The following is a 17849-nucleotide window of genomic DNA, read 5'->3' on the forward strand; positions in this document are numbered from 1 at the left end:
TGGAGGTGATGCGGCCATGACCACTCTCGCCATCACCGGCGGCACGGGCTTCGTCGGCAAGCGGCTGATCGATCAGGCGCTCGCCGCCGGCTATCAGGTGCGCGCGCTCACCCGCCGCGCGCAGCCGAGCCGCACGGGCGTGACATGGGTCGCCGGCGCGCTCGATGACGCGCCCGCGCTTGCCGCACTGGTCGCCGGGGCGGATGTCGTCGTCCACGTCGCGGGTGTGGTCAACACGCCGACGCGCGAGGGGTTCGTCGCGGGCAACATCACCGGCACGCAGGCCGTGGTCGATGCCGCTCGTGCGGCCGGCGTGCAGCGCTTCGTCCACGTCTCCTCACTCGCCGCGCGCGAGCCGGCGCTGTCCACCTACGGCTGGTCGAAACACGGCGCGGAGGAGGTGGTCGCCGCCTCCGGACTCGACTGGACGATGGTGCGCCCCTCCGGCGTGTTCGGCCCCGGCGACACCGACTGGCTCGACATGTTCCGCGCGGCCAAGGTCGGCCTCGCGCTGCTGCCGCCGCCGGGGCGGATCGCGGTGATCCATGTCGACGATCTCGCGCGGCTGCTGCTCGCGGTGGTCGCGACCAACCCTGGCCCGATCATCTACGAAGCCGACGACGGCCGCCCCGGCGGCTGGACCCACCGCGCGTTCGCGCGCGCGATCGGCGCGGCGGTCGGCCGGCGCGTGCTGGCGATCGACCTGCCCAAAGCGGTGATGCTCGCCGCCGCACAGTTCGACCGGCTGACGCGCGGCGACAAGGCCAAGCTGACGCGCGACCGGGTCGGCTATTTCTGCCACCCCGACTGGACGATCGACCCGGCCCGCGCGCCCGACCCAGCGCTGTGGCGTGCGCAGATCCCGACGCCCGACGGGCTGGCCGCGACTGCGGCATGGTATCGCGCGAACGGCCTGCTATAGAATTGTCCGAATGCCGCCGTATTTGCTTGGCAACACGGCCCGGCCACACGCCCTGAAGGATCTCCATGAGCGACCGCGCCCAAGTCTTTGAAACCGTCACCGCGCAGATCGCGCCATTCAACAAGAAGGGCGTGGCGCTGACCGACGCGACCACCTTCCAGGGCGATCTCGAATGGGACAGCCTGACGGTGATGGATTTTGTCGCGGCGATCGAGGACGAATTCGACATCATCATCACCATGAACATGCAGGCCGAGATCGAGACCGTCGGCCAGTTGGTCGATGCCGTGATGAGCCTGAAAGCTTAAACTATCCGTTCGTGTCGAGTAAGGTTCGAGCTTGCCGAGAACCTGTATCGAGACATGTCCCTCGATACGCCATCTCGACACGCTCGATGGCTACTCGGGACGAACGGCAGGAGATTTGAAATGACCGAAGCCGCTGCCACCGCCGAAGCCCTGCCCGCCTCGCCCGCCGAGGTGCAGCCGGAACGCGACCTGTTCTCCAAGTTCGACGCGCTGATCGCCGAACGCGAGGCGCTGATGGCGACCGGCGTGCGCGATCCGTTCGCGATCGTGATGGACGAGGTGAAGTCGCCCACGCTCGCGGTGATCAAGGGCAAGGAGACAATCCTGCTCGGCACCTACAATTACATGGGCATGACGTTCGACCCGGACGTGGTCGCGGCGGGCAAGGCCGCGCTGGAGAATTACGGATCGGGCACGACCGGCAGCCGCGTGCTCAACGGCACATACTCCCCGCACAAGGATTGCGAGGAGGCGCTGAAGGAGTTCTACGGCACGAGCCACGCGATGGTGTTCTCCACCGGCTATCAGGCCAATCTCGGCATGATCTCCACGCTCGCCGGCAAGGGCGAGTACATCATCCTCGATGCCGACAGCCACGCCTCGATCTACGACGGCTGCGCGCTCGGCAATGCCGAGATCGTGCGCTTCCGCCACAATTCGGTCGAGGATCTCGACAAGCGGCTTGGCCGCCTGCCCAAGGAGCCGGGCAAGCTCGTCGTGCTCGAAGGCGTCTATTCGATGTTCGGCGATATCGCGCCGCTGCCCGAGATGGTCGCGGTCGCCAAGAAGCATGGCGCGATGGTGCTGGTCGACGAGGCGCACGGCATGGGCTTCTTCGGCCCCAACGGGCGCGGCGTGTACGAGGAACAGGGCGTCGAGGATCAGGTCGATTTCGTGGTCGGCACCTTCTCGAAATCGGTCGGCACGGTCGGCGGCTTCTGCGTGTCGAACCACCCGAAGTTCGACGTGATGCGGCTGGTGTGCCGCCCGTACGTCTTCACGGCGTCGCTGCCGCCGTCGGTGGTGGCGACCGCCGCCACCTCGATCCGCAAGCTGATGCACGCGGGCGAGAAGCGCGCGCACCTGTGGGCCAATTCGAAGCGGCTGCACGGCGGCCTCAAGGAGATGGGCTACACGCTCGGCACCGACACGCCGCAATCGGCGATCATCGCGGTGATCCTCAAGGATCAGGAACAGGCGGTGGCGCTGTGGCAGTCGCTGCTGGAGGGAGGCCTGTACGTCAACATGGCCCGCCCGCCCGCGACCCCTGCCGGCACTTATCTGCTGCGCTGTTCGCTGTGCGCGGAACACAGCGCCGAACAGGTCGAGACGATCCTCGGCATGTTCAAGGCGGCGGGGCAAGCGGTCGGGGCGATTGCGTAAGGGAAGTCGCGGCTTCCCCCCGGTTACGCAACATAGTAAATAAACACGATGAGCGGGACCGAAGGCTATACGGGGGCGGAACCGGCCCGCGGCGCGGTGTGGCGCACGATCCTGCTGATCGTGACCGCGCTGCTCGGCGTGTCGGTACTCACCGCGCTGATCGTCACGCTCTCGACCGCCAATCGCCAGCGCGACGAGGCGCGGCTGCGGCAGAGCCACAGTTACGAGGTGATGATCCTCGCGCGCACGCTGGCGGGGACGATCGCCGATGCGGAGGCCGCGCTCGGCCGCTACGTCATCAGCGGCGACCGTACGCTGGGCGCGCGCTATTCCGAACGCTGGCAGGCGGCGGGCGCGCAGATCGACCAGTTGCGTCGCGAAACCGCCGACAATCCCGAACAGGCGCGCATTATCGACCAGCTTGCCAGCGCGTATGACGCGCGCGGCGCCGAGCTCAGCCTGATCGCGCTGAGCACGCTCTACAAGAAGAACACTCAGGCGCTCGGCCTCTATTACCGCGCCGGCACCGCGCCGACCCTGACGCGGATCAACACGATCCTCGACACGATCTCGACGCACGAACACGCACTGCTCGATCGGCGCACCGCCAAGGCCGCGCTGGCGGTCGCGCATTCGAACGACATCGCCAAGGTGCTGGTGGTGTTCGGCCTGCTGCTGGTGATCGCCGCGCTGCTGCTCGGCTGGATGATGGTGCAGGCGATGCGCTTCGAGGCGCTCGCGCAGGCGGAGACCGCGAGCGAACGCGCCCGCACCGCTGAGTTGCAGGCGGCGGTAGCGGCTGCGACCGAGGAGTTGCGCGTGCAGGAAGCGCGGCTGCGGCAGGTGCAGAAAATGGAAGCGGTCGGTCAGCTCACCGGCGGCATTGCGCATGATTTCAACAACATGCTTGCGGTCGTGCTCGGCGGGCTCGAACTCGCCCGCCGCCAGATCGCCGACGATCCCGCCGCCGCGACGCGTCATATCGACAGTGCGACCGAAGGCGCGCACCGCGCCGCCGAACTGACCAAGCGGCTGCTCGCCTTCTCGCGCGAGGAGGCGCTCAGCACCGAGGCGATCGAACCGGGTGCGCTGGTCGCGGGCATGTCCGATCTGCTCGACCGCACGCTCGGCGATGCGATCACCGTCGTCGTGCGCGATGCCGGCAGTGGCTGGCACACCTTCGTCGACCGGCTTCAGCTCGAGAACGTGCTGCTCAACCTCGCGGTCAACGCGCGCGACGCGATGCACGGGCGCGGGCAGCTCACCATCACCACCGCAGGCACCACGCTGTCGGAGGGCGCGGTGGGCGCATGCCCGGCGGGCGAATATGTCAGCATCGCCGTTTCCGATACGGGGGCCGGCATGACACCCGAAGTGATGGAGCGCGTGTTCGAGCCGTTCTTCACCACCAAGCCGCTCGGCAAGGGCACCGGCCTTGGCTTGAGCCAGGTGTTCGGCTTCGTGCGGCAAGCGCAGGGCGAGATCGCGCTGCGCTCCGCGCCCGGCGAGGGCACCACCGTCACGCTCTACCTGCCGCGCCACACCGCCGCCGCCGCGCCGGCGATCGTCGTATCCGCCGCCCCGGTCGATCTTGCGCCGACCGCGTTCGACATCCTCGTCGTAGAGGATGATCCGCGCGTTCTCGCCGCGACGATGGGCGCGCTGGAGGAACTCGGCCACCGCGCGGTCGCCTGCGGCGATCCGCTTGCCGCCCCTGACCTCCTTGCCGAACATCCTGCGGTATCGCTGGTGATCTCCGACGTGTTGATGCCCGGCCAGACCGGGCCGGAAATGGTCGCCGGGCTGCTGCGCCAGCGCGCCGATCTGGCGATCCTGTTCGTCACCGGCTTCGCGGGCGAGGCGAACGAGGCGGAGTTCGGCGGGCATGGCGTGCTGCGCAAGCCGTTCACGATCGCGCGGCTGGAAGCGGCGATCCACGACGCTGCGGCCGCCCCGCCCGCGCGCGCGACCGCCGGCATTGCAGCGGAGTGATTTCGTAGCTGACGCGCGTGGGATTGGCCGATATAGCCCAGCGCTTCCGGTCCCCTCCTTCCAGCAAGGCCGCCACAGCGCCCCATGAAGTCCATCGACCGCTACATGGCCCGGCTGATCGCGGTGCCGTTGTTCTCCACCCTCGTCATCTCCGCGATGCTGCTGGTGCTCGACCGCATGCTGCGGCTGTTCGATTTCGTCGCGACCGAGGGCGGACCGATCAGCGTGGTGTGGCGGATGCTCGCCAACCTGCTGCCCGAATATCTCGGGCTCGGCATTCCGATCGGGCTGCTGCTGGGCGTGCTGCTCGCCTTCCGCCGCCTTGCCACCACGTCGGAGCTGGACGTGATGCGCGCGGTCGGCATGAGCTACCCGCGGCTGCTGTTCGTGCCGTTCCTCTATGCGATCGCGCTGGCGGCGGTGAATTTCGCGATCGTCGGCTTCATCCAGCCGGACGCGCGCTATTCCTATGAAAAACTGCGCTTCGAACTGCGCACCGGCGCACTCGGCGCGTCGATCAAGGTGGGCGAGTTCACGCACTTCCCCAACGGCGGCACCGTCCGCATCGAACACAGCCGCGACGGCGGGCGCAAGCTGTCGGGCATCTTCGTGCAATATGCCGACAAGAAAGGCGCGTGGTATGCGGTGACGGCCAAGTCCGGCCAGTTCCTCGCCACCGACAACCCCGACGAGATCATCTTCCGCCTGACCCACGGCACGCTCGTCAACAAGGCGGCGAATTTCGCGACTCCGCGCGTGCTGACCTTCACCTCGCACGATCTGCCGATCGCGCTGCCCAAGATGGAGAGCTTCCGCAGCCAGGGCAGTAGCAACCTCGAGATGACGCTGCCCACGCTCGCCAAGAACGGCCACAACCCGCGTGCCGACAAGGAGACGCGCGACACCAGCCGCGCCGCCTTCCACTTCCGCATCGTCGAGGTGTGCACGATGTTCCTGCTGCCAATGCTCGGGCTGGCGCTCGGCGTGCCGCCTAAACGATCCTCCTCCGCGCTCGGCGTGATCCTCGGCATCGTCATGATCGTCGCGTATCACAAGGTGAACGAATACGGCATGGCGGTCGGCGGGCTCGGCAAGATCGATCCGCTGTTCGCCTTGTGGGTGCCGTTCCTGATCTTCGCCAGCCTGGTGGTGTGGATGTTCTACACGATTGCTTTCGTGCCCGGCGGCCAGCCGATCGGCGCGCTCGAACGCGGTGCGGCCAAGCTCGGCAAGACGATCGGCCGGCTGTTGCCGCGCCGTCGGCAGGAGGCGCGGGCATGAGCGCCGCCGCCTTGTTCCCGTCGCGCACCATCGCGCTGTATATGGCGAAGATGTTCCTGGTGCGGACCTTCGCCATCCTCGGCGTGCTGGTGATCGTGCTGCAATCGCTCGACCTGCTCACCGAATCGGGCAAGATCCTCGCCTATCAGGGCAATGGCGACGCGCAGATCTGGCATTACGTCAGCCTTCGCATGCCGCAGATCATCTCGACCTTCCTGCCCTATTCGGTGCTGCTCGGCGCGATCATCACGCTGACGACGCTCAACCAGAACAGCGAAGTCATCGCGCTGAAGGCATCGGGCCTGTCCGCGCATCAGATCCTCGCGCCGCTGATGGTGGCGAGCCTCGGCGTCGCGATCCTGTCGTTCAGCTTCAACGACCGCATCGTCGCGCGCGCGACCGCCACGCTCGACCAATGGCAGAAGGTCAATTACGGCCCGCTGCCGATCGACCGGGGCGATCGGTCGAACGTGTGGGTGCGTGATGGCGACGATCTCATCCAGGTCGGGCAGATCAAGGGGCGCGGTAACGCGGCAATCCTCGGCGACGTGACGCTGTTCGATCGCGAGGGCGGCTCGCTCGCGACGATCATCAAGGCCGCGCACGGCAAACGCGAGGGCGACGGCTGGCGGATCTGGCCAGCGGCGCGGTTCGATCTGGCCGGCGACAAGGTGACCGCGCTCGGCTCGGTCGTGATCGGGCATGGCGTACGGCCCGATCAGTTCTCGCTGGCGAGCGTCGATGCCGATGGCCTGTCCTTCTCGGATCTGCACGCCGCGATCGACGATCTCACCGCCGCCGGCCGCCCGACCGCGTCGCTGGAGGGCACGCTGTGGCACAAATTGTCGAGCCCGCTGTCGGCGATGCTGATGCCGCTGCTCGGCGCGGTGGCGGCGTTCGGCATCGCGCGATCGGGCAAGTTGTTCGTGCGCGCGGTGATCGGCATGGGGCTCGGCTTTTTGTATTTCGTCGCCGACAATTTCGCGCTGGCGATGGGCAATCTGGGCGCCTACCCGCCGTTCCTCGCGGCATGGGGCGCATTCCTGCTGTTCCTGATGATCGGCGAAACCGTGCTGATCCGCACCGAGGAGTGACGTTCATGCTGCTGATCATCGGCACGATCCGCCTGCCCGCCGAAAACCTCGCCGCCGCGCGCGGAGCGATGGAAGCGATGGCGACCGCCTCGCGCGCCGAGGACGGCTGTATCGAATATGGCTATGCAGAGGATGTGCTGGAACCGGGGCGCATCCACATCAAGGAGCGCTGGCGCGATCAGGCCGCGCTCGACGCGCATTTTCAGGCGCCGCACATCGCCGCCTGGCGCGCGGCGTGGCCCGAACTCGGCATCGGCGAGCGCGCGCTGACGCTGTACGAGATTGATGAGGGTCGCGCGATCTGAGGTCGCTCCCCAGCGACAGCGGGGGCTCAGCTACGACCACCTCACCAACGGGACCCCGGCCTTCGCCGGAGACCAGCGCACGTCGAAGGTCAGCTCAGCGCTTGCCCATCGTACTGCGCACCAGCCGCCCGACCAGCACGCCCAGCCCGGCGTGGTTCGCGCCATGATAGGGCGATGCCTCACCCAGCGCGGTCACCAATCGGCGGTGCGCCTCGCCGAGTGAATGGTACGGCACGCTCGGCACGAGGTGGTGGAGCGCATGGTAGCGCAGGCCCACCGGCGCCCACAGGAACGGCAGGTAGCCCGGCGGCGGCACGTTGACGCTGTCGAGATATTGCGCGGTGACGCTCATCGCCTCGCCCTCATTCTCCCACAGATGCGCGACGAGCGTGCGGACCTGATTGAGCAACGTCGACGCCGCATAGATGCCGAGGAAGATCACGAACGCGCGCAGCGGCACGACCCGCGTCGCGACCAGCGCCACCAGAGTGATCGCCCACAGGCTCGTCGCCGCTTCGAGCCGCAGCCAGCGGGTGCGCGCCTCGCCCTCGGCCGGGCGACGGCGGAAGGCGGGGTTGATCGCCAGTGACGACGCCTGCTCGACCAGCCACGTGCGCAGCGCCGGCACCACCAGCGAGACCGGCACCAGCACCGCATAGCGCACCACCAAAGCGATCGGCGCGAGCAGCGCGGTCAGCACGAACAGCGGCAGCGTCCACGGCTTCATCAGCGCGAGCGGCAGATATTCGGGATCTTCCACCGTACCGTAGCGGGTGCGCGCATGGTGGAGGTTGTGGACGCCTTCGTACATGAACGACGGCACCATCATGGGCACGCCGAACAGCAGGTTCCAGCCCAGCCGGAAGCCCGGCACCGCGCTGTGCTTCATGTGCGTGATCTCGTGGACGAAGCTACCGGCGCGGTACAGCGCCAGCACCGCCACCACCCCGGCGAGGATCGCCCACGGCGACACCCACAGCATCGCCACACCAAGCGCCACATAGCCGACCAGAGCGGAGGCGAGGAAATCGCCCCAGTAGATCGCCGGGCTGGGCGTGTGCAGCTCGCGCGTGAGATCGGCGGCGGCGCGCAGCATCGCCTTATCGTCGAGCGTGCGATCCGGCGTCGCGCGCGTCACGGTCGCGGTGGCGGCATCGCGCCGCGCGAAAGTCATGCTCGTCATGGGGCGGTTCATTGCCCCAACATAGTGGCGTTACCATGGCAGCGACAGGGGTACGCGCGTAACGACTTGACGGCAGCCGCGCGCTGCGGCTTGTGCGGCCCGCGCGACGGGAGTGCGCGACGCTTTAGCGAGGGGCATTATCACCGTGGCGACCCAAGATTTCACGATCCGGCCGATCGACAGCAAGACCGATCGCAAGAAGTTCATCGAACTTCCCTTCCGGCTCTACAAGGACGATCCGAACTGGGTGCCGCCTCTGAAGGGCGAGGCACTCGGGCTGGTCACGCCGGCGAAGAACGGCTGGTTCAGCCACGCCAGGGCGCAACTGTTCCTTGCCGAGCGCGGCGGCACGGTCGTCGGCCGCATCTCCGCGCATATCGACACCCTTGCGCTGGAGATGCCCGGCGATCAGGGTTTCGGCCCCGGTTGCGGCCAGTTCGGCCTGCTCGATGCCGACGACGGCAAAATCGCCGCCGCGCTCATCAAGACCGCGGAGGACTGGCTGCGCGGTCAGGGCATGAACCGCGTGCTCGGGCCGATCAGCATGTCGATCTGGGAGGAGCCCGGTCTGCTGATCGAGGGTTACGACCATCCGCCGACGATCATGATGGGGCATGCCAAGCCCGAATATCGCGGCTGGATCGAGGGCGCGGGCTATCACCCGGTCAAGCAGTTGCTGACCTATGAGCTCGATATCACCAAGGAATTCCCGCCGATCGTCCAGCGCATCATCAAATCGGGCGAGAAGAACCCGCGCATCGTCATTCGCGAGGTCGACAAGAGCAAGTTCGATCGCGAGGCGGCGATCATCCTCGACATCCTCAACGATGCATGGTCGGACAATTGGGGGTTCGTCCCCCTCACCCCGCCCGAGATCAAGGACGTCGGCGTCAAGCTGAAGCCGATCGTGTTCAACGACCTGATCCGCATCGCCGAGCTGGACGGCAAGCCGGTCGCCTTCATGATTACGCTGCCCGATCTCAACGAAGCGATCATGCCGTTCAAGGGCAATCTCTTCCCGTTCAACGTCATCAAATTGCTGTGGTGGCTGCGCAAGCCCAAGGTGAAGACGATGCGCGTGCCGCTGATGGGCGTCGTCAAGGAATTGCAGGCGTCGCGCATGGCAAGCCAGCTTGCCTTCATGATGATCGAATATATCCGCGTCGCCTCGGTCAAACATTATGGCGCGACGCGCGGCGAGATCGGCTGGATCCTCGATGACAATCAGGGGATGCGTTCGATCGCCGAGACGATCCACTGCGACATCAACAAGATCTATCAGGTGTACGAAAAGACGCTGTGAGGCGAGAGACGCGGCGCCCGGATCGGTCCGGGCGCCGCAGCGACCCTGCTGGCGGGCTCAGTTCTTGACGGGATCGGTGCCGGTCAGGTCGATCCACTCCTTGCGGGTGTGGCATTCCTTCTGCTGGAGGATCGAACCGGTGATCGTGCCGACGGTGCAATAGCGAGTCTCGTGGATACGCTTGGTGGCCTTGGCGGGCGCGGCATCCGGGGCGATCGCGGCACCCTCGACCGGGGTCATCGCGCCGGGGACGGGCGCGGCGATCGAGGGCGCTGCGGCAAACGCGCAGACGGCGGCGGCGGCAGACAGAACGATCTTGAACATGGCGAAGTCCTTTGAATTTGGGAGGTGGTCGCGCGATGCGCGGCGGGCTTTAGTTCTGCGCGACGGGGTCGTTACCGGTGAGGTCGATCCAGTCCTTGCGGGTGCGGCATTCCTTGTGCGCGATCATCGAACCAGTGATCGTGCCGACCGCGCAATAGCGGGTCTCGTGCGTGCGCTTGGTGGTCTGCACCGGCGCAGCGGCAGGCGCGACGGCTGCGCCTTCGACCAGGGTAGCCGAACCGTCGACAGGGGCAGCAAACGAGGGTGCGGCGGCGAAGCTGGCGGCAGCGGCGGCGACGAGAAGAGCGGTTTTGAACATGGCGAAATCCTCTGTTGAGCGGCGTGTCCGTGCCGCGTCAGAGGTATTGCACCTGCCGTGCCAGTTTTTTCGCTACAGCGATTCCAACGGCTTAGCTGAAAAGGTCGATTCGACTACAGGTGTAGTCACCCGACTGGTGGGATCTGCCGCCAAGTGTTGGCAAATCCCACGCGATCAGAACAACCGCGAAATGCCGAGGTAGAGTTCCGCATCCGGCGCGTTGCGATCGAGCCCCGCGACACCGCCGATATCGAGTTGCACGGTCTTGCTTACCATCCATGCCAGCGACGCCGCGGCGAAGGTCTGCGTGGTCCTCTCCTCCGGATCGTCGTCGCGCAGCACCTGCGCCTCGATCGTCGCGGTGAGCGTCTTGGTCAGCTCCGCGCTCAGGCCGAGCGTCCCGCTTGCCGCGAAGTGCCGGCCGTTATCGTCCTCGTCGACCGCCGCCTCGACCTCGGGCGTGGCTTGCAGCTTGAACGTCTGGCTGAGTTCGTAGGAGACCGGCACCGTCAACCCGGCGCCCCAATCGCCCGCGCCCACCGGCGCGCGGCCGACCGGCACCGTCACGAACGGGCGCAGCGCGATCGAGAGCCCCTTGCCATCGGGATTCTGGAGGCTGACCTTGGCGCCGAGCGTCACGTCCCCTGCCCGGCCGCGGTTCTCGACCGCGCCGCTTGCGGCGTCACGCATGCGGACATGGCCATAGGGCTTCCAGCCGACCTGCGCCTCGATCGTATCGGTCAGGCCGACGCGCACCAGCGTGTCGCCGATCAGCACGGTGTCGGTGCGCCCGTCGGAATCGCGCTCCAGCGTCCAATCGGCAAGACCGGTTTCCACCGACACGCGGCCCGGCGCGATCGTACAGGGTGGACGGCCGAGATCGGGCCGGGCGGGACAATAGTCCCGCTCCTCGGCAAGCGCGGGCGTCGCCGCGAACAGAGCTGTCAATATCAAGATTTTGCGCATGAAACCCCCGACATGCGCAACGGCGCGACCGCCCGGTCGGTTCCGGGCGATCTGCGCAGGCGTTCAGCGAACGCGCGGGCCGCCGAACGGCAGCGGCGGCGGCGGACGGCGATCGCGGCGCGGAAGCTGCGCCTGATAGGCGTGGCCGCAATGCTCGACGCAATAGGGGAAACCAGGGTTCACCTTCACGCCGCAGAAGTGGAAATCGGGCTCGCCCGGGTGGCCGAGCGGCCATTTGCAGATCCGGTCGCTGAGATCGAGCAGGGTCGTCTTGCCCGCCATCTCGGCGGAGGGCTTGGCAGGCACGAGGCGGCGCGGCGGCGCGGGCGTGATCGGGGCCTGCTGCTCGCCGGGGGACTGGCGCAGGAAGCCGCCGGGGCCGACCGAACGCAGCACCGGCTGCGGCGCAGCGGCAGGCGCCGCCGGCGCGGCCGCGATGTCCTCCTCCTCAAGATCCTCGTCTTCGTCCTCCTTGGCATCCACCACGGAAGCGACCGGCGCGGCGGCGACTTCGGCGATCGGGGGTGCCGGCGGCGCGGCGACGGGCTTGGGCGCGGGCGCCTCGGCAACCGGCTTGGCAATGGCTTCGGCAGCGGGTGCCTCGTTGGGCTTCACCGGCGACGGGCGCGATTGCAGGCCGAGCCGGTGCGCCTTGCCGATCACCGCATTACGGCTGACCTGACCGAGCGCCTCCGCGATCTGGCTCGCGGTCTGGCCGTCTTCCCACATCTTCTTGAGCGTATCGATCCGTTCGTCGGTCCAGGCCATTACATCAATCTTCCTACGTGCCGGGTTGCGGGCGATGGCGGCAGCGACTAACCGATCGCGCCATGAGCAGCCAGCCCCCAATCGGTGAAATCCAGTCGGCGGTTCGCAGCGCTCCCGGCGTTCCCGTCATCAAGGACGTGAACTGGGGCGGCCTGCGAACGCTCTATATCAAGGAGGTGCGCCGTTTCTTCAAGGTCCACCTCCAGACGATCTGGGCGCCGGCGATCACCACATTGCTGTTCCTCGTCGTGTTCACCATCGCGACCGGCGCGAAACGGCCGGTGCATGTCGGCGGCATCGACATCCCGTTCGCGGACTTCATCGCGCCCGGCCTCATCATCAGTCAGGGCATGATGGGCCCGGCGTTCGCCAATTCGAGCTTCTCGCTGCTGGTCGGCAAGATCCAGGGCACGATCGTCGATTACCTGATGCCGCCGCTCTCGACGCTGGAGCTGCTCGCCGCGCTGCTGGGCGGCGCGATGACACGCGCGTTCATGGTCGGCAGCGTGTGCTGGGTGGCGATGGCGCTGTATCCGGGGCTGCATGTCGTGCCGCTGCACCTGTGGGCGGTGCTGTGGTTCGGGTTCCTGGGTGCGCTGTTCCTGTCGCTGCTCGGCGTCATCACCTCGATCTGGGCGCAGAAGTTCGATCATGCCGCAGCGGTTCAGAACTTCCTCATCGCGCCGCTGTCGCTGCTGTCTGGCACGTTCTACTCGGTCGATCATCTCGAACCCGCGTTCCGCACGTTCAGCCATTTCAACCCGTTCTTCTACATCATCTCCGGCTTCCGCTACGGCTTCCTCGGCACCGCCGACTCGCCGGTGCTGGTCGGCAGCATCGTGGTGTTCGCGGTCGACGCGGTGCTGTTCGCGGTGTGCTACCGGCTGCTGGCGAAGGGCTGGCGGCTCAAGAGCTGATGCGATTCGCAGGAGTGTTGACGCTCGGGGGCTCGCCCAAGTAAATGCGCTCTCCGGCGGCTCCGTTGCGGGCCGCCTTTTTCGTTTCCAGTCAAGGAGCGCGTCGTCATGCCGATCACCCCACTCATGCCAGTGTACCCGCGGTGCGGCGTGCGCCCGGTGCGAGGCGAGGGCTGCTACCTGATCGGCGAGAATGGCGAACGCTATCTCGACATGGCGGCGGGCATCGCGGTCAACGCGCTCGGCCACGGCCACCCGCATCTGGTGAAGGCGATCGCGGATCAGGCGGCGACGCTGATGCACGTCTCGAACCTCTACGGCAGCCCGCAGGGCGAGAGCCTCGCGCAGCGCATCGTCGACAACAGCTTCGCCGATACGGTGTTCTTCACCAATTCGGGCACCGAAGCGGTCGAATGCGCAATCAAGACCGCGCGGCGCTACCATTTCGTGAACGGCCATCCTGAGCGCACCACACTCATAACCTTCAACAACGCGTTCCACGGGCGCACGATGGGCGCGATCTCGGCGACCAACCAGCCCAAGATGCGCGACGGGTTCGAGCCGCTGCTGCCCGGCTTCGCCTATGCGCCGTTCAACGATCTCGAAGCCGCGCTCGCGCTGATCGACGATACCACCGCCGGCTTCATGGTCGAGACGATCCAGGGCGAAGGCGGCGTTTCGGCGGCCACACCCGAGTTCATCCAGGGCCTGCGCAAGGCGTGCGACGAACACGGGCTGCTGCTCGTGCTCGACGAGGTCCAGTGCGGCTATGGGCGCACCGGCAAGATGTGGGCGTATGAGCATTACGGTATCACCCCGGACATCATGTCGGTGGCGAAGGGCATCGGCGGCGGCTTCCCGCTCGGCGCGTGCCTCGCCACCGAGGAGGCCGCGAAGGGCATGGTGTTCGGCACCCACGGCTCGACCTACGGCGGCAACCCGCTGGCGATGGCGGCAGGCGAAGCGGTGCTCGACGTGATGCTCGAACCCGGCTTCCTCGATCATGTGACCGCGATGGGCGAGCGGCTGCGTGGCGCGCTCGAGCAGATGATTCCCAACCACGACACGGTGTTCGACAGCGTACGCGGCAAGGGGCTTATGCTCGGCCTCAAGCTGAAAGATGCGGTCGTGGCGCGCGATTTCGTTGCGCATGCCCGCGACCAGCACGGGCTGCTCACCGTTTCGGCGGGAGAGAACGTCGTGCGCGTCCTGCCGCCGCTGGTGATCGAGGAAAGCCACATCGCCGAGGCGATCGAAAAGCTGAGCGAGGCGGCGCGGACCTATGTGCCGGCGAGCGATGACTGATATCAACACCGTTCGTCCCGAGTAGCTGTCGAGCTTGCCGAGGCGGCGTATCGAGGGACATGTCTCTCGATACGAGTCCTCGACACGCTCGGCCTCTCCTCGACACGAACGGGTCTGGGGGCCTGCCATGACCATCCGCCACTTCCTCTCCCTCACCGATGCGGGCGCCGATGGCGTCGCCGCGATCCTCGCCGATGCGCTCGACCGCAAGGCGGCACGCGCCGGCTGGCCCAAGGGCAAGGCCGATGCCGATGCCCCGCTCGCCGGGCACACGCTGGCGATGGTGTTCGAGAAAAGCTCGACCCGCACGCGCGTGTCCTTCGACGCGGCGATCCGCCAGCTCGGCGGTGCGCCGGTGGTGCTCGACAGCGGCACGACGCAGCTCGGTCGCGGCGAAACGGTGGCGGACACCGCGCGCGTGCTGTCGGGCTATTGCGACGCGATCATGCTGCGCACCGACGATCCCGACAAGCTTGCGGAGATGGCGCATCATGCCTCGGTGCCGGTCATCAACGGGCTGACCGACACGTCGCATCCCTGCCAGATCATGGCCGATCTGCTGACGATCATCGAGAGCGGCAAGGCGCTGCCCGGTCTCAAGGTCGCGTGGCTCGGCGATGGCAACAACGTGCTCGCCTCGATCATCGAGGCGGCCGGGCTGATGCAGTTCGACGTGGTCGCCGCCTGCCCGCAAGGCTTCATGCCGCCCGAGAGCGACCTCACGCTGGGGCTCGGCCGCGCGCGCGTAGTGGGGAACCCGCGCGAGGCGGTCGAGGGTGCGGACATCGTCGTCACCGATACGTGGATCTCGATGGGTCAGGCGCATGCCGAAACCAAGCTCGCCGCGATGATGCCCTATCAGGTCACGGCCGAGCTGATGGCGCACGCCAAGCCGGACGCGAAGTTTCTCCACTGCCTCCCCGCACACCGCGGCGAGGAGGTGACGGCGGAGATCATCGACGGCCCGCAATCGCTGATCTGGCCCGAGGCGGAGAACCGGCTGCACGCGCAGAAATCGATCCTGCGCTGGTGCTTCGGGCAGATCGGTTGATCCGCGCCGGTCAGCCACCCACATAGCCGCCTCTACAGCGCCACACCCGTTACCCCAGCGCACGCTGGGGTCTCCCCGGGGAACGGCGCGCCCGTGCCGCGAAAGACCCCAGCTTTCGCTGGGGTGACGATTTTGGCTGGGTGCTGGAAGACCGCGATGACCGACCTCCCCTCCGCCGATCTCGACCTCGCGCTCGGCTTCACGATCCCCGAGCGGCATGCGCGCGGCCGCATCGTGCGGCTCGGCCCGGTGCTGGAGCGCATCCTCTCCGCGCACGCCTACCCCGCCCCGATCGAGGCGTTGCTGGCGGACGCGCTCACCCTGACCGCACTGATCGGCTCGACGCTAAAGGATGCGGGCGGCCAGCTCACGCTTCAGGCGCAGACCGACAACGGCATCGTCAGCCTGCTGGTGTGCGACTATCGCGGCGGCGAGCTGCGCGGCTATGTCCAGTATGACGCGGGCCGGCTCGCCGATGCGCCGGTCGATCCGAGCCTATTCGCGCTATTCGGCAGCGGCTATCTCGCGATCACCTTCGATCAGGCGACCACGGGCGAACGCTATCAGGGCATCGTCCCGCTCGACGGCGATTCGATTGCGGATGCGGCGGCGAACTATTTCCTTCAGTCCGAACAGATCCCCACGCTGATCCGGCTCGGTCGCGCGCGAGACGGGCGCGTGACCGGCGGGCTGTTCCTCCAGCATCTGCCTGAGGGCGAGGAAGGCCGCGAGCGGCTCCACGTCCGGCAAGATCATCCCGAATGGGAGCATGTCGCGCTGCTCGGCCAGACGATGGGTGCAGACGAGTTGACCGACACCGCGCTCCCGCTCGAGACGCTCGTGTGGCGGCTGTTCAACGAGGAGCCGGAGGTGCGCACCCTCGCGCGCCAGCCGATCGTGCGCGGCTGCCGCTGCTCGCCCGACTATATTGCGCAGGTCCTCGCCAAGTTTCCGCCCGAGGAACAACGCGAGATGGCCAACGAATCGGGCGTCATCACCGTGGACTGCGCCTTCTGCGCGCAGAAGTTCCCGGTATCGATCGAGAATCGTTGCGAAACCTGAACGATATTGAAACCCGCCACAGAAAACCCCAAATTCTGTACCAAGCGGTCGCGCCTGCGGTTCGCAGGGGGCTTGGGGAAGAATGATGCGTGTGTGGCGGATGATGTGCGCGGGGACCGCCGCGCTTATGGCGGCTGGCATTGCGACGGCGGCGGCGCCTCAAGCGGCGTCGTCGGCGGCGCTGTCGCGGCTCGAGACCGGGCAATATGCGCTCACCATCGTCGGCTCGACCGCGCCGGCGCGGCTGGTCTGCCTCGCCGATGCGGCGATGCTGGTGCAGCTTCAGCATCCCGGCGCACCATGCTCGCGGCTGATCGTTGCGGATACGCCGGACAGCACGACGATCAACTATAGTTGCGCAAGCGGCGGCCACGGCCGAACCGTAGTTACGATCACGACGCCACGGTCGTTCGACCTTCAGACGCAAGGTATTTCGGGCGGTGCGCCGTTCGACCTGGACTACCAGGGTCGTCGGGTGGGCGCTTGCGGCGCACGCTCCACCGCATCGCGTTAAACCTTTAGCGAGGATCGGCGTTTAAGACGGGCAAGTGTGCTTCTCGGCATGCTTTTTCCCATAGCGCCCATCAGGGCAGCACTGGGCCGCCTTCGGGCGGCCCGTTTTTTATGGGCGGCATTGCACCGGGTCGCCCGCCCCCTTAAACTTACCCGGATCATGACAAACGGCAGCACTCTAGCGGTCGCCCTGATTTCGGGCGGCCTGGATTCGATGGTATCGGCAGCGCGCGCGCGAGAGGACGGGCACCGGCTGCTCGCCCTGTCGATCGACTATAATCAGCGCCACAAGGTCGAACTCGCCGCCGCGCGTCGTATCGCGACCACGCTCGGCGTGGAACGCCATGTCGTGCTGCCGCTCGATCTGTCGGCGTTCGGCGGCTCGGCGTTGACCGCCGACATCGACGTACCGAAAGACGGCGTTGGCGAGGGTATTCCCGTCACCTATGTGCCCGCACGCAACACGATCTTCCTCAGTCTCGCGCTCGGCTGGGCCGAAGCGGCGGGCGCGCGCGATCTGTATATCGGCGTCAACGCGCTCGATTATTCGGGCTATCCCGATTGTCGCCCTGAGTTCATCAAGGCGTTCGAGGATATGGCGGAGGTCGCCACCAAGGCCGGCGTCGAGGGCAAACCGTTCCGCATCCAGGCACCGCTCCAGCACATGACCAAGGCCGATATCGTGCGCGAGGCGGCACGGCTGGGGCTCGACGCGGGGATGAGCTGGTCCTGCTACGATCCCGCGCCGGGTGGCGTGCATTGCGGCCAGTGCGACAGTTGCCGGCTGCGCGCAAAGGGCTTCAGCGACGCCGGCCTGCCCGACCCGACCGTTTACGCGGCCTGATGTTCCCCT

19 protein-coding genes are annotated in these 17849 nt (G+C 67.0%); 14 read left to right on the forward strand and 5 right to left on the reverse strand.

Going from position 1 to position 17849, the window contains the following annotated elements; all coding sequences use genetic code 11:
• The first annotated feature begins 16 nt into the window (after nucleotides 1-16).
• The 7 genes from AC3ANX_RS14130 (at nucleotide 17) to AC3ANX_RS14160 (ending at nucleotide 7285) form a co-directional block, all read left to right on the forward strand.
• Nucleotides 17-922: an SDR family oxidoreductase gene (locus AC3ANX_RS14130; RefSeq protein ID WP_488333900.1), complete on the forward strand. Its 906-nt coding sequence runs from the start codon at nucleotides 17-19 to the stop codon at nucleotides 920-922.
• A gap of 65 nt (nucleotides 923-987) precedes the next feature.
• Nucleotides 988-1230, forward strand: a complete 243-nt coding sequence (locus tag AC3ANX_RS14135; protein ID WP_242146848.1) for an acyl carrier protein — start codon at nucleotides 988-990, stop codon at nucleotides 1228-1230.
• Between the two features lie 120 nt (nucleotides 1231-1350).
• On the forward strand, nucleotides 1351-2613 hold the full coding sequence (gene spt / locus AC3ANX_RS14140) for a serine palmitoyltransferase (RefSeq protein WP_488333901.1): 1263 nt from the start codon (nucleotides 1351-1353) through the stop codon (nucleotides 2611-2613).
• 48 nt (nucleotides 2614-2661) lie between these two features.
• Complete coding sequence (locus AC3ANX_RS14145) at nucleotides 2662-4605, forward strand: ATP-binding protein (RefSeq protein ID WP_488333902.1); 1944 nt, start codon at nucleotides 2662-2664, stop codon at nucleotides 4603-4605.
• 84 nt (nucleotides 4606-4689) lie between these two features.
• Nucleotides 4690-5886 carry an LPS export ABC transporter permease LptF gene (lptF, locus tag AC3ANX_RS14150; protein ID WP_488333903.1) on the forward strand — a complete coding sequence of 399 codons (1197 nt, stop codon included), beginning with the start codon at nucleotides 4690-4692 and terminating at the stop codon, nucleotides 5884-5886.
• Nucleotides 5883-6980, forward strand: a complete 1098-nt coding sequence (gene lptG, locus AC3ANX_RS14155; protein WP_488333904.1) for an LPS export ABC transporter permease LptG — start codon at nucleotides 5883-5885, stop codon at nucleotides 6978-6980. The genes lptF and lptG overlap by 4 nt, the downstream gene beginning before the upstream one ends.
• Nucleotides 6981-6985: 5 nt before the next feature.
• Complete coding sequence (locus AC3ANX_RS14160; RefSeq protein WP_488333905.1) at nucleotides 6986-7285, forward strand: putative quinol monooxygenase; 300 nt, start codon at nucleotides 6986-6988, stop codon at nucleotides 7283-7285.
• Between the two features lie 94 nt (nucleotides 7286-7379).
• Here AC3ANX_RS14160 and AC3ANX_RS14165 read toward each other — a convergent pair whose 3' ends face one another.
• On the reverse strand, nucleotides 7380-8468 hold the full coding sequence (locus AC3ANX_RS14165; RefSeq protein ID WP_488333906.1) for a fatty acid desaturase family protein: 1089 nt from the start codon (nucleotides 8466-8468) through the stop codon (nucleotides 7380-7382).
• Nucleotides 8469-8613: 145 nt separating this feature from the next.
• Between AC3ANX_RS14165 and AC3ANX_RS14170 the strand changes: the two genes are divergently transcribed.
• A complete protein-coding gene (locus AC3ANX_RS14170; RefSeq protein ID WP_488333907.1) occupies nucleotides 8614-9771 on the forward strand; it encodes an N-acetyltransferase in 1158 nt (385 codons plus the stop codon).
• Nucleotides 9772-9828: 57 nt separating this feature from the next.
• Here AC3ANX_RS14170 and AC3ANX_RS14175 read toward each other — a convergent pair whose 3' ends face one another.
• The 4 genes from AC3ANX_RS14175 to AC3ANX_RS14190 form a co-directional block, all read right to left on the reverse strand.
• Nucleotides 9829-10095, reverse strand: coding sequence for a hypothetical protein (locus AC3ANX_RS14175; RefSeq protein ID WP_488333908.1), 267 nt, complete (start codon nucleotides 10093-10095; stop codon nucleotides 9829-9831).
• A gap of 49 nt (nucleotides 10096-10144) precedes the next feature.
• The gene (locus AC3ANX_RS14180; protein ID WP_488333909.1) at nucleotides 10145-10414 is read right to left on the reverse strand and encodes a hypothetical protein; all 270 of its coding nucleotides are present in this window, start codon (nucleotides 10412-10414) and stop codon (nucleotides 10145-10147) included.
• Between the two features lie 174 nt (nucleotides 10415-10588).
• On the reverse strand, nucleotides 10589-11362 hold the full coding sequence (locus tag AC3ANX_RS14185; protein WP_488333910.1) for a transporter: 774 nt from the start codon (nucleotides 11360-11362) through the stop codon (nucleotides 10589-10591).
• Between the two features lie 81 nt (nucleotides 11363-11443).
• Nucleotides 11444-12148: a GcrA family cell cycle regulator gene (locus AC3ANX_RS14190; RefSeq protein ID WP_488333911.1), complete on the reverse strand. Its 705-nt coding sequence runs from the start codon at nucleotides 12146-12148 to the stop codon at nucleotides 11444-11446.
• 62 nt (nucleotides 12149-12210) lie between these two features.
• On the opposite strand from AC3ANX_RS14190, the gene AC3ANX_RS14195 reads away from it, so the two are divergent.
• From AC3ANX_RS14195 to queC, 6 genes are all read left to right on the forward strand, one after another.
• Nucleotides 12211-13065, forward strand: a complete 855-nt coding sequence (locus AC3ANX_RS14195) for an ABC transporter permease (protein WP_488333912.1) — start codon at nucleotides 12211-12213, stop codon at nucleotides 13063-13065.
• A gap of 108 nt (nucleotides 13066-13173) precedes the next feature.
• A complete protein-coding gene (locus AC3ANX_RS14200; RefSeq protein ID WP_488333913.1) occupies nucleotides 13174-14370 on the forward strand; it encodes an acetylornithine transaminase in 1197 nt (398 codons plus the stop codon).
• A gap of 127 nt (nucleotides 14371-14497) precedes the next feature.
• Complete coding sequence (argF, locus tag AC3ANX_RS14205) at nucleotides 14498-15421, forward strand: ornithine carbamoyltransferase (RefSeq protein WP_488333914.1); 924 nt, start codon at nucleotides 14498-14500, stop codon at nucleotides 15419-15421.
• Between the two features lie 156 nt (nucleotides 15422-15577).
• Entirely contained in the window at nucleotides 15578-16483 is a 906-nt protein-coding gene (hslO, locus tag AC3ANX_RS14210) for an Hsp33 family molecular chaperone HslO (protein WP_488333915.1), read from the forward strand.
• An 82-nt stretch (nucleotides 16484-16565) separates the two neighbouring features.
• On the forward strand, nucleotides 16566-16997 hold the full coding sequence (locus AC3ANX_RS14215; RefSeq protein ID WP_488333916.1) for a DUF3617 domain-containing protein: 432 nt from the start codon (nucleotides 16566-16568) through the stop codon (nucleotides 16995-16997).
• A 159-nt stretch (nucleotides 16998-17156) separates the two neighbouring features.
• Entirely contained in the window at nucleotides 17157-17840 is a 684-nt protein-coding gene (gene queC / locus AC3ANX_RS14220) for a 7-cyano-7-deazaguanine synthase QueC (protein ID WP_488333917.1), read from the forward strand.
• Nucleotides 17841-17849 lie beyond the last annotated feature (9 nt).

This window comes from Sphingomonas sp. BRN-1R (assembly GCF_057748035.1).